Below are 16,125 nucleotides of genomic sequence, written 5' to 3'. Positions count from 1 at the left end.
CGGGAAATGAAAGGATTTATTAAAGAAATACTGATTGCAGTAGTCATTGCACTGGTTATTATGCAATTTATTAAGCCGACTATCGTGAAAGAATCATCCATGGAGCCGACGTTGTATGCTAACAATTATGTTTTGCTCAATAAGCAAGCTTACCGCTTCGGACAGCCGGAGAGAGGGGATATCATTGTATTCCACACCGGACTTAAACTGGAAAACGGCAAGGAAAAAATGCTTATTAAGCGGGTCATCGGGCTGCCGGGAGAAGCTATTACCATCAGAGACGGCCTGGTTTCGATTAATGGAGAGCCGCTGGATGAAGAATACACAAAGGATGGCTTCACTGACGGCGATGTTGAGAATCTAGTCATACCAGAAGGCGAAATGTTCGTTATGGGCGATAACCGGCTGGTGAGCGTTGACAGCAGAGTCGCTGAAGTGGGCTGCGTGAAGATTGATGACGTGCTGGGTAAGGCTTTTGTAAGGCTGTATCCATTTAACCAAATAAGAACATTTTAAGAGTAGGCCGGCTATTGTAAAATTCAAAAAATATGAGAGCTGAACTTGTTTTATCAGGGGATTAGAGATGAAAGGATTCATTAAAGAAATTTTAATAGCAGTAATAATAGCCGTTATTGTTATGCAGTTTATAAAACCGACCATTGTCAAAGACGTATCCATGCAGCCGACATTGTATGAAAATAACTATATCTTATTAAGTAAGCAGTCCTATCATTTTGGAAAGCCAGAAAGAGGAGATATTATCGTATTTCATACGGGGCTGAAGCTGGAGAATGGCAAAGAAAAGATGCTTATTAAGCGGGTTATTGGCTTACCTGGGGAAACTCTCACGATTAAAGAAGGAGAGGTGTATATCAACGATAAAATCTTGGAAGAAGATTATACAAAAGATGGGTATACAGACAGGGATGTGGACAGGTTAACAATACCTGAAGGAGAGCTGTTTGTCATGGGAGATAATAGACTTGCCAGCATGGACAGCAGACAGAGTGAAGTAGGCTGTGTGAAAATTGATGATGTACTGGGTAAGGCTTTTGTAAGACTGTATCCATTTAATCAGATTCAGACTTTTTAGTTGTATGGGATGAAAGCCGTTTGAAGGCTTAGATTGGCTAAATCCTGGCGATGGACTCGTTGGCTGATAAAAAGGGGTGAAAAAAACTAAAATGAAAGAAAAAAAGATAATTGCCAATAATAAGAAGGCTAGGCATGATTACTTCATAGAAGATGTATATGAAGCGGGCATGGTGCTCACCGGAACAGAGATTAAATCTATTCGCAAAGGGAAGATTAACATTAAGGAGAGCTATGCTAAAATCGAAAACGGTGAGCTGGTTATTTACGGTATGCACATCAGCCCCTATGAGCAGGGAAATCGCTTTAATGTGGATCCTCTGAGGCCTAGAAAGCTGCTGCTCCATAAGCAGGAAATCCGCAAGCTTATCGGACTAACTACCTTGAAGGGACTGACTCTGGTGCCTCTCAATGTGTACCTCAATCACCGGGGGATGGCGAAGATGGAATTGGCTGTGGCCAGAGGAAAGAAAAACTATGATAAGCGGGAAGACATCGCAAAAAAGGATGCAGATCGCAGGATGCAGCAGGCCGTTCGCAGAGATGCGAAAACCTATTAAGAGAGAAGGAGACGAGTTCTTTTATGAGAAAGATTAAAATTATTCCGGATGCCCCTTTTTCTACTAACTGCGATGTTGCCGTCATGGATGTGACAGAAGGCAAGGAAAAGAAGCGATGTAAAATTAAAATCGAATATGCAGAGGCTGATGTAGAGCGGATGAAGGCGAAAGGCCCTTCCAAGGAGGATGTGCTGGCAGGCTATAAAGAGCAGATTTACAACGTGGTAAAATACTATATTTCTGGGGATTGGGAATGTATGGATGACTACGAAGCCATCTTGAAAATAATCGATGAAAAGATAACACCATATTTTTAACAAAATTTGATTAGGCAATTTTTGTAACTTTATGTTGCCTTCGGTGATTTATGGTGTATAATTTAAACAGAACACAATTTGAAAAAGAGGAAAGCGTAAAATCAAAAATTCCTATTTTCACATAAAACAGCATAGCTCAGCGCATAATAATCTGTATCCGTTATAGGTAAGATCGAGAAAGAATTGAGGTCGAAGATGAAAGACGTATTGGATTATGCGGATCGGTATATGGACGAGATGGATTGGAAAGACATGGCACTGATGAAAGTCGGTCTGTGCTCCATGGGTGTGGTATTAGGCACATCTGTTTCCGGCAAGGCCAAGAAGCCGGTGCGGTGTGCGGCAAAGTTTTTGTGTGTAGTAACTTGTGTTCCACTGGCAGTGAAAGCCGTAGCCATATTTTTGGATGAGAATCCAAAGATAAAGATGTATTAACAGGGCCAATAAACCTGGGGATGTAAAGGTTTCGACGGGGGTGTAGAAGCCTGATAAGCGAGCCGCAGTTTGCCAAGTCTGCGTTAAAAATGGCACGTTAAATATAAACGCTAAAAATAATAACAATTACGCATTAGCTGCATAGTTCAGCGCCGCGCACAGCGGTAGCGTCGTCGGCCTGCATTCACCCGTAGGTGCATGACCCGGCGTCGACATACGGGAAAACTCTGTGTGAGCTCCTAGTAGCATAGAGGAACAATAGGATAGCCAATTTATGAGCCTGCCAACGGGCGCTTAAAAAGGCGAAGCTTTAAAACATTGGCTGCGCTCGGAGAAATTCATGTGGAAATGCTTTCGGACAGGAGTTCGACTCTCCTCATCTCCACCATAAATTTCCAGTACCTTTTTGGGTAGTGGAAATTTTTTATTAATGGGATAAAGCTTATGGACAATTATCTCATCGAAGACAAGAAAAACAGACCCTATACTCTTTAAAGGTAATGACCTTTTTGACGGATGAGGAGGATGTTAAAATTTGGATAATGTTAATATCGTTTACATACTTTTAATTCTATCCATTGTAATCGTATTATATTTTTTATTATTAGTAGCAAAGATAAGGCAAAAAAAACAAATTCATTATGCTGTCTTGAGTATGACAGCGAGCATACTTATATGGAACATCGCCGTGTTTTTATATCTAACCTTTAAGGATATTAAGTGGTTGTTACTTCTAAGCGAACGTTTATATTTGTTGGGTGCCATTCTCGTATCTATTTCTGTCCTCTTTAGCGGTTTAATATTTGCTCACACAAAAATAAAATTTACTTGGAAGCATGGACTGCTTTTGGTTGTTCCGATGATTTCTATTGTGGTGCTGTTTACGAATCAAACACATCATTTATTTTATACAACCTTTAGCCTGATTCCCTCTGAGCAGGATTATGGTATTTATTTTACGATACATACGATTTATTCCTACCTGTGTATAGGTGCTGGCATGGTTTATTTTGGAGTGTTTTCTATAAAAAACCATGGGGTCTTTTCAACGCAGCCGCTGCTAATTGTTTCAGGAATCACGCTTTCTTTGATTATTGATGCTGTCAGCACCTTTAAAATCTTTAATTGGTCGACTGCAATAGAAAACATCGTCTTTGCCGTCACCATCAGTTTATTTATATTGGCGATGCTAAAGTTTGACTTTTTAAATGTAATACCGGTTGCCTTGCAAACCGTTGTCGATTTAATTTCGGACATCTATGTAGTAGTTAATGAAGACTTTGAAATAATTGATTATAATAAAGCTTTTTTAAATGGTTTTGTCGGAGTTGCCAGAAAAGTTGATGTAAACGAGGTAATTCGAAAAAATTATGATGACGATGATGGGTCAAAACTTATAGGATTTTTGGACGAAGCTGTTCATAAACAAAAAAAGATGAGCTTTGAAATATCCAGGTTTGTAGGTGGGTGCACCATTTATTATATGGTGGAGATCACACCTATTTTTAGCAGTGGCAATCATATAGGAACTATCATCTTAAAGAAAGATATTACGGAGTATAAAAGTAACCTGAAGAAAGTGATGCAGCTTAATGAAAGGCTGCAAGCTTTAGCTACGAAGGATTGGCTGACTCAGTCATACAATCGATACTTTTTTGATGAAAGGCTGCAACAAGAAATTGATCGTGTACATAGATTGCAGGCCTGTAGTCAGGATTCGGACAGACGGGTTAACCACTTTGGCCTGATTATGTTTGATATTGATTCCTTTAAAGCCTATAACGATAATAATGGGCATTTGGCAGGAGATGAGCTTCTGCAAACCATTGTTACTATTGTTAAAGAAATCTTGCATCCAACGGATATTTTATATAGATACGGCGGCGAGGAATTTGCCGTTATTTGTTGCCAAACTTCAGAAAAAGAGATTAAACGGGTTGCAGAAAAGATTAGACAGACCGTAGAGACGTATGATTTTAAATTTCAAGATAAGCAACCAGGAGGAAACTTGACGGTTAGTGTTGGTGCAGTGTACTGCTCAACCACTAATATGAAGAAAGATGATTTAATAAAAAGCGCAGACAATAACCTATACTTAGCGAAAAGCAGCGGAAAAAATAAGGTTGTTTTTTAAATGCAGGAGGATGATTTGAATAGAAAATAGCAGCCCTTTTGCTCCAAGGGGGGATATATGTTCAATATACAAAGCAAAGAAAACCGGAATAGCATATAGCTGTCCTGTATTGAAAATTGGAAAAATACATAATTATATGGGGACAGGCTATACTAATGCCAAAAGGAGGTGTTTGTTTTGAATATAAATAATGACGTAGACTTAGGGGATATGAAGTCAAGAGATGTAGGAAATTTGATTTCAAAGTCGCTTGTGGACATTGGTAAAGAAGTTGCAAATGATTCCAATCCAGGTGAAACAACCGACTATGGTGATTTACCTTCCAGGGCATTGCCGGAGATGGGAAAACAAGCTTTTGCAAACTATGCAGATAAGCAAGGTGCAGAATAGAGTATATTTCTTAAACGCAAACAGTTTAGCTTATGAGGACTTTTAAAGTCCTCTTTTTTTCGTGGAAAAGAAATAAAAATATCTCAAAATTTTACAGACCTGGTATAATAGTGTTTATAAGACGTGTAAAAAAAGAAATTATAGAGCTATTTGCTCGTTTAAAATAGTAGTCATTTCAGAATAAGGAAAAGGAATGGGGAGATGAAAAGGCTCGAAGCACCTAAAAAGATTACTAGAAAAGCAAATAATAATATTACAATAAAAATATCAGGAATGTTACAATAGGAGCGTAGATTTAGGTGCAAATAAGTGGAGATGAACGGAAAGAAAAAGGCCTTGGCTGAGCAATTTATGTAACCCTATCTGGTAGCTGGGGTCTGAGGGCAAGTAGGAGAGACTCGTGATTAAGAAGATGTCCGAGGAGGGACCCAACATGAAAAGAAATATGAAGATTTGGTTTGAGGAAGCGCTGGCGGCAGATCGGAAGAAGCCCATTCCGATTCTTTCATTCCCCATTGCCAGCAAGATGGGTATGACTGTAGCCGAATTGCTGAGCAGCAGTGAGGTGCAAGCCAGAGGAATGAAGAAACTGGCGGACTCTGTGGATTCTTGGATTGCCTTGAGCTTTATGGACTTATCTGTCGAAGCGGAGGCTTTTGGTGCACAAGTGAAATGCGTAGGCAATGAAGTGCCGACGATTATTGGGCAGCTGTTGAGCAGCCATGAAGAAGTCGATGCCCTTTCTGTACCCCAAGTAGGAGCTGCGAGAACGGCAATTTATGTAGAAGGGATACGGCAAACTATGCCCCTTATTACAGACCGGCCAGTCCTTGCCGGATGTATAGGACCTTTTTCCCTGACAGGACGGCTGATGGATATCACCGATATTTTTATAAAATGTAAAAAGGATCCGGAGCTGGTACATAAGGTGTTGGATAAGGCCACTCAATTCATCATTGAGTATGCAAAGGCATATAAAGCGGCCGGAGCGAATGGTATCTGCATGGCAGAGCCTTTAGCCGGGATTTTATCACCTAAACTAATACAGCAATTTTCCTCAGATTATGTTAAAAAGGTTATCGACGCAGTGCAGGATGATGAGTTCGCAGTAGTTTATCATAACTGCGGAAATAGCGTTATGCACCTGCTAGATTCTATTCTGACTTGTGGGGCTAACGCATATCACTTTGGCAATGCAGTAGATATGGAGACGGTGTTGGGCAAAGTGCCAGCAGACATTATTGTCATGGGCAATATTGACCCTGCATCTCAATTTTGTATGGGGACACCGGAATCCATTCGTCAGGAGACGCTGGATAAATTAAAAGCCTGTGGAAGCCATAAGAATTTCATCATTTCATCTGGCTGCGATATTCCGCCTCACAGCCCATGGGAAAATATTGAGGCCTTCTTTGCAGCAGTAGAAGAATTTTACGATAACTGATCGGGCATGCGCAATGAGGATGCAGAGGTTGAGGCGTAAACGGACAAGGAAGAGGATTTGAAGCATGGAATATTTCACGGTCACACAGAAAGAACGGATCATCGAGTTGAATGGGACAGCAGATCAGCTGAACAAAGGATTCCCTACGTCGGTTGAACGGGATCAAGCTTTTCAGCAGTTGGAGCGGGATATGGTTCAGCAGAGCCGGGAGAATATCCGAGAGCTGCTGCAAAAACGGCTTGTGACGAAGTCGGCAGACGTGGGGAGCAGGCTGGCAGGCTGGCTTAAGGGGGAAGGGTTTACTCGGGTAGAGACGCCGACCATTATCAGTAAGCAGATGTTGGCCCAGATGTCCATCAGTGAAGACCATAAATTATCCGAGCAAGTCTTTTGGCTTGACAGTAAGAAATGTCTGCGTCCCATGTTGGCGCCTAATCTTTATGTAGTCATGCGGGAATTAAAACGGATTACCAACGGCCCGGTAAAAATCTTTGAGTTAGGGTCTTGTTTCCGCAAGGAGTCTCAGGGGGCTCAGCACATGAATGAGTTTACCATGCTGAACTGTGTGGAACTGGCGCTGGTGAAGGATGGGGAACAACTGGACGAATTAAAACGACTGGCTCACGCAGCTATGGCGACTTTGGGTGTGGCCCAGGAGAACTATGAATTGGCAGTAGAGGAATCCACCGTATATGGGAGCACTATAGATATCGAGATAAACGGCCTGGAAGTAGCCTCCGGTTCCTATGGCCCTCATTTCTTAGACGGTCAATGGGGTGTTTTTGATACCTGGGTAGGTATCGGATTTGGCATTGAACGGCTGACTATGGCTCTGGAGCAAAGCAAGACCATCAAGCGCTATGGAAAGAGCATTGCCTTTATAGATGGGCAGCCCTTAAATATATAAGTAACGGGCTGATCGGGAAGATGGAAAGCAGGTGGACCATGACCAGATTGAGAACGGAATGGATTGAGCATATGCTGGATGGAATGGATGACTATAATCGGCAGTTGCAGGACAAGATTGGCTTGAATCTGGCAGAGTTGACCTGCAAGACTTGGCATCTGACAGAGGCAGAGTTTGAAAAGGCCAGGAACAATCATCGGATTGCCATCGTGCCTGTTACCCAGGGAGAGGGCATTATTAGCGCTTTTAGTCAATCTGTGGCGGCCATTGTGTACTCCATGGGATTTCAAGCCTTTGTTACGGGATGCAGTGATGTAGACGGCATTTGGGAAGGAACGAAACAGGGGTGTGATATATTCTTTTTAGCGGATGATACCAGATATCTGGCTTTGAATATCAAAAGCGGAAAAGCATCCGACAACAATTATGCCACGGCTTTGGGTTTCATCAATGCTTTGAAAGCTTTGATGAATAAAAAAGGAAAAGATATTTATCAGGAGAAGATTTTGCAGATTGGTTATGGCGCCGTGGGAAAAGAGGCGGCTGAGATATTGCTGAAAGAAAAGGTTGACTTTCATCTGTTTGATATTGATATGGAAGCTGTACAAAATGTATCCCGTCATAAGCTCACAGAAACGAGTCAGCTGAAAGAATACCAATACATGCTGGATTTTACTAATCAAGGAGGCTGGATGAAGAAGGCCTTTCTTCATCCAGATCTTCTATATGCCAGTCCGGGGGTGCCCCACTCCATGGATGAAGAGACACGCAGTTATTATCAAGATCGGGCGGTTCACGACAACCTGGAAATCGGAACGGCCATCATGCTGGGACAAATAATTGCTGGCTGAACTCACCACAGATATGGGGTGCGGATCGTATGGATCACATGGACTCTAAATCCATGAAGCCGGGTGAGACTCCCGGGCACCTCGCCATACTAAACCCACAGGTGTATTGTGGTTTTCCACATATTTCAGTTGGTGCTCCCAAGGCGGGAGTCAGGATTGGGTCAAGAATAGAAGAAGGGATGGGTAGGCAGGGATATGGCAGATAACAAAAAAAGATATTATCGAAAAAACATTGAACTGTTTGTGCTGCTGAATAAGATGAAACTGTGGCCCTCCAGGAACGGCGTGCTTCACGGCATTAAAGAGATTCAACTCCAAGGAAAATACGCTACGGTCACCACTCACTGCGGAAAGACCTTCCAGATTTATAATTCCAGAAATTCCAGAGCTGCCAGATGGCTGAGAAACAAGTGGGCGGTAAGGCCCTGCAAAGAGTGTGCTGTCCCGGAATGGAAACTGGAAAAGTATTCAAAGACTTTTTTTGATTCTCATTATGGCAGCGACTTACTTCACAAGTAGAAGAGATAAGAGTACATCGGATTCCTCTTGATACAAACTGTTTGGACAATAAAAATAGTTTGCATTGAGGGGAATTTTTCTTGCTTGAAAAGCAGTTTTATGATAATATGTCATATGTGACAAGACACATATATATTTATATAAATATATATTGATTTGGGTGAGCAAGAAGAGGTAACTGGAGGATTAGAAGGGGAGATTAAAGATGGAAATGCGGCTAAAAGGGGGACAAGTTCGGAAAGAGACGGTGGCCCAGCGAATGGACCAATTGCCGGCTACGCCTATGATGAAGAAAATATTATTTTTAACCGGGATTGGCTGGATGTTTGATGCCATGGATCAAGGAATGGTTTCTGGTGTTATGGCAGCCATTGGCGCCGATTGGGGCTTGGATGCCGGACAAATCGGCATGCTGGGCAGTTCTGGTATGTTGGGAATGATTCTAGGAGCAGCCTTGTCTGGGATGGCGGCAGACCGGTGGGGGCGACGGACAGTGGTTATGTATACACTGATTATCTATGGTATAGCCAGTGGCCTGTCTGGCTTTGCTGTCAATTACCCCATGTTGCTGGTGCTTCGGTTCTGCACGGGTTTTGGTCTGGGGGGCGAGCTGCCGGCAGCGTCTACTTTGGTCAGTGAGTTTTCACCGAAGAATATCCGTGGGCGCAATGTGATTCTGCTTGAAAGTTTTTGGGCCTGGGGCTGGATTTTGGCAGCGCTGGTGGCCTACCTGATGATTCCGGTGTATGGCTGGCGGGTAGCCTTTTGGGTAGGAGCTGTACCAGCGTTATTTGCAGCCTATCTAAGAAAGGCTGTGCCGGAATCACCAAGGTATTTGGAGGCGGCTGGCCGGCAGCAGGAAGCGGAGCAGTTGGTCGCAATGATGGAGGATCAGGCGCAGCAGATGATGACAGCTGTTGGTGGCTTCCAGGGTGCTCCAGGGGAGCTGCAAAGCGTGGAGCGGCAGGATTGGCAAGATGCCAGCTCTCATCCGCAGGCGGAGTATCCTTCCCGATTATCGCTGGGAGCTTTATGGTCTAGGCCGTATTTACGGAGGACGGCGGTGCTGTGGTGTATCTGGTTTGGGATTAATTTCGGATATTATGGGTTTGTGCTGTGGACGCCATCGCTGCTGGTGGCCCAAGGGTTTGCGCTGGTCAAGAGCTTTGAGTTTACGCTGATTATGTGTCTGGCTCAGCTGCCGGGGTATTTCAGTGCGGCAATTTTGGTAGAGCGGATTGGGCGGAAAAAGGTGCTGTCTCTTTATTTTGCGGGTACGGCTTTGGCCGCCTGGCTGTTTGGGCATGCGGAATCCGTTTCGCAGGTCTTAGCTTATGGCTGCCTGTTATATTTTTTCAGCTTGGGGGCTTGGGGTTGTGTGTATACGTATACGCCGGAGGTTTATCCGACTGCGGCCAGGGCCAGTGGCAGCGGTTGGGCGGCGGCTTTCGGTCGGGTTGGCGCTTTTCTGGCGCCCCTGGTGGTTCCGCTGTTGTATCAGATGTATGGGAGTGAGCGGGGGTATGTGTATATCTTTGGGCTTTTGACGGGGGTATTCGCAGTGGTAGCTCTGGTGGTGGCTGTTTTCGGTAAGGAGACTATGGGTCAATCCCTAGAGGAGTGCGCACGAGACCAATAAGGTATTTTACAATGCTGCTAATTTAGGAATCCGCAGGTTTCATTTTTAGTTGCGCCTGTTTTCCTAAAAATATTTAAAAACATAACTAAGGCAAATTGCGAGTGCGCATAACCCCCATAGGGGGATTTGTTGACAAAGAAAAATAAACGTGATAAGATAAGCATATCCCCTATAGGGGGATATGCTTATTGTATTTTGTGAGAGTATTTACTAATAGTGAACAGCTTCTATATGCAGGTTGAACAGATAGAGCTCTGAGAACGGAACAAAACGGGAGGGAACGTATATGCAAAGAATAAATCAATTTTTTAGTGGAATTCCGATGACTATCGTAGGAGCTGTTTTTTTAGCGGCCAGCTTAGGGGCACTACTCACTCATAACCGGCTTCCCCTGGACCCTGCGTGGGTTACGGTGGTCATTTGCGGCTTTCCCCTTTTGTATTTAGCCATCACCCGGTTGATTTTTCAGCGGTGGATATCCTCCGCCTTGCTGATTTCCGTGGCAATGGTCGCCTCCATTGCTATTGGTGAATTGTTTGCGGCTGGGGAGGTGGCCTTTATTATGGCTATTGGATCTATTTTAGAGGATAAGACGGTGGAACGGGCAAAAAAAGGCTTAAAACAGCTGATTAGCCTGGCTCCTGCCCGAGCAAGGCGGATTAGCCGACAGGGGTCGGAGTTACAGGAAGAGTTGATTCTTGCAGAAGAAATTCGGCAGGGGGATATGCTGCGAGTTTTGCCGGGAGAGGCCATTCCGGCTGACGGCGAAATAATGACGGGCAATACCTCAGTGGATCAATCCATCATGACGGGGGAATCCCTGCCAGTGGATAAAGAGCCGGGGGACAGTGTATTTTGCGGCACCATCAACTGTTTTGGCTCCATTGATATAAAAGCCACTAAAGTGGGAGAGGATTCTTCTCTGCAAAAGCTTATTCGCATGGTCCAAGAGGCGGAAAACAAGCAGGCGCCTATGCAGCGTATTGCAGATAAATGGGCTACCTGGCTGGTGCCTATCGCCTTAGCTATTGCGGTGGTCACTTTTTTAGTTACCTGGGATTTGACCCGGGCAGTGACTATTCTAGTGGTATTTTGTCCTTGTGCGCTGGCCTTAGCAACGCCAACTTCTATTATGGCAGCTATCGGTCAGGCAACGAAGCATGGGGTTATTATCAAATCTGGTGAGGCCTTGGAGAATATGGGAAAAGTGGACTGTATTGCTTTTGACAAGACAGGAACATTGACCCAAGGAAGTTTGTCCATTTCGGAGGTACTGTCTTTTGACCAGCAATTAGAACCAGAGCAGTTGCTGCAATTGACTGCCTCGGCAGAAGCTTATTCTGAGCATCCTTTGGCAAAAGCCATCTTGGAACATGCCCGAGAAAGACAGGTGAATTTGACCACAGCCAGTGGATTTCAAATGATTCCTGGGAAAGGTATTCAAGCAGAAGCCCAAGGCCGGAAACTCTTGTGCGGAACTCAAGTATTTCTGGAAGAACAGCAGATACATATCCCGGAGCATGTGATTCAGCAGCTGAACATTTTCCGCGGACAGGGCAAGGCCCTTATTCTGGTGGCGGGGGATGGAAAGCTCTTAGGCCTTATTTCCTTATCTGATACCCTGAGAGAAACGGCCGCTAACATGGTTCGAGAGCTCCAGCAGATGAATACGCAGGTGGTTTTGCTCACTGGCGATCACGCCCAGACAGCCCACTACTTTGCAGAAAAAGCCGGTATTCAGATGGTGCAGGCTGAGCTTTTGCCAGAAGGTAAAGTTCAAGCGATCGCCCAACTGGAGCAGGAGGGACATTTGGTTTGTATGATTGGAGATGGAGTCAACGATGCTCCGGCCCTAAAGACGGCTAGCGTGGGCGTAGCTATGGGCGGAGCGGGCAGTGATATTGCTGTAGAAGCGGCGGATATCGCCCTGATTGGAGACGATATCCAGAAGCTTCCGTATTTGAAAAAACTATCGTCTGCCACCTTGCGGACGATTAAGTTCAACATTTCTTTATCTATGGTCATCAACTTCTTTGCCATTATATTATCTGTGGCAGGAGTGCTGAATCCCATTACTGGAGCCTTGGTGCACAATGCCGGCTCCGTGCTGGTAGTGCTCAATGCTGCCCTATTGTACGACAGAAAATTCGACTAGGGAAGGGCTTTATAGCTATGGCATAGTTACCATGAAGAGAAAACTTACTGAAAAAGGCTTGGATTGAAAGGACTAGAACCGATGATTGACGAGACAGGGGATTACAGTCATCGGTTTTTTGTATAAATATATCTTGTAGAAAACAGGTATCTTCTTATACCTATTATACAGGCAGGAATCCGGGCACTAAAAAGACTATATGGGTCAGTAAGTAGCTAAATTACGATAAAAATAGCTGGTATTTGTTCGATGCACAAAGATGTGGTACAATTAGCTGACAACATAGGCTCGGTTATGAAAGATACGTTTATAGAAGAAAAGAGACAATTTCTTTGGTTACGGAATTACTTGGAGTATTGTTGATTAAAAAGAGATGGGGGAACAATGAAGCTCACTTTTGTCAGGCATTTAAAGTTAAAAAAATATACGTATGAAAGTGATATATATCGTGCAGAAGCTGAATATACATTGGGCTATGCCTTAAAAAAACTGACAGCCTTTAATAAGGAAAATGAAATCGAGTATGAATTAAAACAGGAGAATTGGTGGCTGAAAGTCTTAACTTATATACCGTTTTGGGAATTGATTTTAGGCATAGGTGTGTTTCCTCCATACAAATTCTATCATAAAGGGATATATTGTGGTAGAACTAGAACTACACTTTGGAAATCATATAGCATTATAGAGATGGAGAATGAGATATATGAGCTATATTTGCACAGTAATAATTATATTTCTATTTTAAAAAATGATGTACAAAGCGCTCTAGTACAAAAGGAGGAATTGACTGTCGCGGAGAGAAATACATATCATTTAAATGTTGATGAGAGTCTAGTGGAAGATATAAATCTTATGTCTCTGTTTATTGCATTTATAGATATTGTCTTTTTCCCACAGGCACCTGAGTTCTGGCTGGAACGCTCAGACAAGACAATCGGCCCTGATAAACTATACTATAGAACTCGCTGGAAGCCTGAAAGTGAACGAGGTGAAGAAAGCGAGGAAGAGCCTGAGAAGAAAAGACGATGCAAGTTGCTTGCTTGGTTTTTTAACGAATAATTGTGCAGGATAACTGATTGCGAACTTTTAGAAACATTGCTTTACTATTCTTGAGTGCCAATTTAAGCGGATTCATTATTTTATAACTGAAAGGAGGTGTTATCATGCCAGAATTGCCAGAAGTGGAAACAGTAAAACGAGTTTTAGAGCCGCAGATCAGCGGCTTACAAATAGAGGGGGTTATGGTCAAACGCTCGGAAGTGATAGCCCAGCCAACATCGGCGCAGTTTCGCGATGAGTTGGTAGGACAGCGAATCCATGGAATGGAGAGGCGAGGGAAGTTTTTGCAAATCTTACTTCAAAGCGGAGACCGGATTGTACTTCATTTACGTATGACAGGCTCGTTGCTTTTAACGCCGCCAGAGGAAATGATAGAAAAGCATACCCACGTAGTTTTTCAGCTGGAGGGGGCAAAGGAACTGCGCTTTATTGATACCCGCCGCTTTGGGCGGTTCTGGCTGCTTCCTGCGGGGGAAGCTGATATCTGCACGGGTATGGAGAAGTTGGGACCGGAGCCTTTTGGAGAAAGCTTTTCTGGAGAATATTTAAAAGCCTGCTGTGCTTCACGAAAGAAAACAATCAAGGAATGTCTGCTGGACCAGCAGGTGGTGGCAGGGATTGGGAACATCTATGCGGACGAAATCCTCTTTGCTGTAAATATTCGCCCCAACCGTCCGGCCAATACCTTGGCCGATGTAGACTGGGAGCGTCTTGCTGCTGCTATTCCAGAACGGCTTTTATACTTCATCGAAAAGAACGAAATTACCCCAGAGGAATACCTAAAAACCAAGGGGAGAAAATACCGCAGCGCACCGTATTTACAGGTTTACGGGCATGCCGGTGAACCTTGTGCTATTTGCGGCGCTTCTCTTTACAAAACAGTCATCAGCGGGCGAAGCAGCGTGTTTTGTCCAGCCTGCCAAAGGGAGAGAGATTAGACGGCCTTTGAGTGCTAGAAAGAGAATTTAATTCCTGTACAATCAGGGGAACTATATAATTTTAGAAACCAAGGCCGGGAACCAATGATTCAGGAGTATGTCTCTTGCAATGATTGGTTCTTTTTATGGAAATAATTTCATTCCAGGTCAGGGAAACGCCTTGTGAAAAAGGGCAGACGGAGATTGGTGGATGTGGTATAATGAATCCTAGGATTAAGACAGCATTGCTGCAAGGGAGGATTCATTGAAATACGCTGCGACGTGGCTTGCGTATTATAATGAGTCCTAGGATTGGAACAGCGTTGCTGCAAGGAAGGATTAAGACAGCGTTGCTGTAAAATAAAGATTGGCGGAGGGGGAGTATGAAAAACGACAATTTTATAGATTTTGGAGAAGAGATTGGCCGGACTGTCCGAAAAGTATTGAACAACCAAGAGTTTCACGATTTGAAGCGAACTATCAATCGGACCATGAACGGTTCTTTTGGCCAAGGGCCCTTTGGCATGGGCAGAGGCTCTTTTGGGCAGGACCCTTTCAACATGGGAGGCGGGCCTTTTTATGGGAGCCCTCAGGATGATGACGCCTTTCCTCGGCTCTCCAAGGACCGGCCTATGGCAGGCACAAATGGGATGGCAGGAAAGGCTTTTGACCCATCGCGATTAACACCACTTTCTAAGGTTGCCAAAAAGGAGGGGGCCTGGACCAGCACCTTGTTTGTGGTGCTGGGGATTTTAGGAAGCATGGTGTCAGGGCTGTTGGTGATCGGATTTTTAGGTGCTGGGATATTTGTGGGGAAGCTTGGGGCTATGTCTATACTGAGTTTCTTGCCGGGAATTCCTTTTGTTTTTAGTTTGTGGCTGACCTCAAAGGGCTTTCAACTGAAAAGCAGACGACGCAGGTTCCAACAATACCAAGCGGTACTGAGCGGGCGCAGCTTCTGTACCATCGAGGAGCTGGCTGTGGCCACTGGACAAGAGTCCAAGTACATCATTCAGGACCTGCGGAAGATGATTAAAGCAGGTGTGTTTAAAGAGGGATACTTGGATGTACAAGAGACTTGTCTAATGACGGATTACAAGACCTACTGTCAGTATTTAGAAAGTGCTAAGAGTGCCAAGGAACGGCAGGAGGTGGAGAAACAAGAACAAGAAAAGTGGGCGGATCATCAGGCTTTGCGGGAGACCATAATGGAGGGAAAGAGCTATATTCAGACCATCAAGGCTGCCAATGATGCCTTACCGGAGCTTGAAATTTCCCAGAAACTGGATAATTTAGAGCTGGTAACCGTAAAAATCTTTGATTATGTGGAAGAACATCCAGAGAAACTGCCGGAAATCCGAAAGTTTATGTGTTATTATATGCCGATCACCTTAAAGCTGGTCAAAGCTTACCAGCAGTTTGATGAACATGCTATGGCTGACGTGGAAGAGATGAAAAAAGAGATTAAGGGGACGCTGGATACCATCAATTTAGCCTATCAGAATTTGTTGAAAAAGTTGATGCAGACCGATATTTTGGATATCTCTTCCGATATTTCTGCTTTGGAAACCATTTTAGCCCAGGAAGGACTGACCGAGAACGAGATGAAAGGACCCGGCGGAATATCTGGTGGCCTTTGATGAGGTTGAGAACAGCCTTTTTATAAAAGATAAGGGAAAAAATAGATACGATGTGTGCAGATAAGT

16 protein-coding genes and 1 other RNA gene are annotated in these 16,125 nt (G+C 44.0%); all 17 read left to right on the top strand.

Annotated elements, in window-relative coordinates; all coding sequences use genetic code 11:
- The first annotated feature begins 6 nt into the window (after positions 1–6).
- Positions 7–516 (top strand): signal peptidase I, encoded by a 510-nt coding sequence (lepB, locus tag Ami103574_RS13135; protein ID WP_163067421.1) that lies wholly within the window; start codon positions 7–9, stop codon positions 514–516.
- A gap of 67 nt (positions 517–583) precedes the next feature.
- A complete protein-coding gene (lepB, locus tag Ami103574_RS13130) occupies positions 584–1,093 on the top strand; it encodes a signal peptidase I (protein ID WP_163067420.1) in 510 nt (169 codons plus the stop codon).
- A 91-nt stretch (positions 1,094–1,184) separates the two neighbouring features.
- Positions 1,185–1,652, top strand: a complete 468-nt coding sequence (gene smpB / locus Ami103574_RS13125; protein WP_163067419.1) for an SsrA-binding protein SmpB — start codon at positions 1,185–1,187, stop codon at positions 1,650–1,652.
- Between the two features lie 23 nt (positions 1,653–1,675).
- Positions 1,676–1,969: a hypothetical protein gene (locus Ami103574_RS13120; protein WP_163067418.1), complete on the top strand. Its 294-nt coding sequence runs from the start codon at positions 1,676–1,678 to the stop codon at positions 1,967–1,969.
- A gap of 195 nt (positions 1,970–2,164) precedes the next feature.
- Complete coding sequence (locus tag Ami103574_RS13115; protein ID WP_163067417.1) at positions 2,165–2,404, top strand: permease of phosphate ABC transporter; 240 nt, start codon at positions 2,165–2,167, stop codon at positions 2,402–2,404.
- 16 nt (positions 2,405–2,420) lie between these two features.
- Positions 2,421–2,792, top strand: a transfer-messenger RNA (tmRNA) gene (gene ssrA, locus Ami103574_RS13110).
- A gap of 147 nt (positions 2,793–2,939) precedes the next feature.
- Positions 2,940–4,538 carry a histidine kinase N-terminal 7TM domain-containing diguanylate cyclase gene (locus Ami103574_RS13105; protein ID WP_163067416.1) on the top strand — a complete coding sequence of 533 codons (1,599 nt, stop codon included), beginning with the start codon at positions 2,940–2,942 and terminating at the stop codon, positions 4,536–4,538.
- 177 nt (positions 4,539–4,715) lie between these two features.
- Complete coding sequence (locus Ami103574_RS13100; protein WP_163067415.1) at positions 4,716–4,928, top strand: hypothetical protein; 213 nt, start codon at positions 4,716–4,718, stop codon at positions 4,926–4,928.
- 433 nt (positions 4,929–5,361) lie between these two features.
- A complete protein-coding gene (locus Ami103574_RS13095; protein ID WP_163067414.1) occupies positions 5,362–6,372 on the top strand; it encodes a uroporphyrinogen decarboxylase family protein in 1,011 nt (336 codons plus the stop codon).
- 64 nt (positions 6,373–6,436) lie between these two features.
- Positions 6,437–7,279: a pyrrolysine--tRNA(Pyl) ligase large subunit gene (gene pylSc / locus Ami103574_RS13090; protein WP_163067413.1), complete on the top strand. Its 843-nt coding sequence runs from the start codon at positions 6,437–6,439 to the stop codon at positions 7,277–7,279.
- A 38-nt stretch (positions 7,280–7,317) separates the two neighbouring features.
- Complete coding sequence (pylD, locus tag Ami103574_RS13085; protein WP_163067412.1) at positions 7,318–8,130, top strand: 3-methylornithyl-N6-L-lysine dehydrogenase PylD; 813 nt, start codon at positions 7,318–7,320, stop codon at positions 8,128–8,130.
- A 195-nt stretch (positions 8,131–8,325) separates the two neighbouring features.
- The gene (pylSn, locus tag Ami103574_RS13080; protein WP_163067411.1) at positions 8,326–8,649 is read left to right on the top strand and encodes a pyrrolysine--tRNA(Pyl) ligase small subunit; all 324 of its coding nucleotides are present in this window, start codon (positions 8,326–8,328) and stop codon (positions 8,647–8,649) included.
- A gap of 205 nt (positions 8,650–8,854) precedes the next feature.
- Positions 8,855–10,288 (top strand): MFS transporter, encoded by a 1,434-nt coding sequence (locus Ami103574_RS13075; RefSeq protein WP_246213150.1) that lies wholly within the window; start codon positions 8,855–8,857, stop codon positions 10,286–10,288.
- A gap of 286 nt (positions 10,289–10,574) precedes the next feature.
- Positions 10,575–12,443: a heavy metal translocating P-type ATPase gene (locus Ami103574_RS13070; protein ID WP_163067410.1), complete on the top strand. Its 1,869-nt coding sequence runs from the start codon at positions 10,575–10,577 to the stop codon at positions 12,441–12,443.
- A gap of 384 nt (positions 12,444–12,827) precedes the next feature.
- The gene (locus Ami103574_RS13065; protein WP_163067409.1) at positions 12,828–13,502 is read left to right on the top strand and encodes a hypothetical protein; all 675 of its coding nucleotides are present in this window, start codon (positions 12,828–12,830) and stop codon (positions 13,500–13,502) included.
- Positions 13,503–13,606: 104 nt separating this feature from the next.
- Positions 13,607–14,440, top strand: coding sequence for a bifunctional DNA-formamidopyrimidine glycosylase/DNA-(apurinic or apyrimidinic site) lyase (mutM, locus tag Ami103574_RS13060; RefSeq protein ID WP_163067408.1), 834 nt, complete (start codon positions 13,607–13,609; stop codon positions 14,438–14,440).
- A 362-nt stretch (positions 14,441–14,802) separates the two neighbouring features.
- The gene (locus Ami103574_RS13055; protein ID WP_163067407.1) at positions 14,803–16,059 is read left to right on the top strand and encodes a 5-bromo-4-chloroindolyl phosphate hydrolysis family protein; all 1,257 of its coding nucleotides are present in this window, start codon (positions 14,803–14,805) and stop codon (positions 16,057–16,059) included.
- Positions 16,060–16,125 lie beyond the last annotated feature (66 nt).

This window comes from Aminipila butyrica, assembly GCF_010669305.1.
Lineage (GTDB): Bacteria > Bacillota > Clostridia > Peptostreptococcales > Anaerovoracaceae > Aminipila > Aminipila butyrica.
Note: the sequence above shows the minus strand (reverse complement) of the source record. Positions and strands in the feature narration are given on the sequence as shown.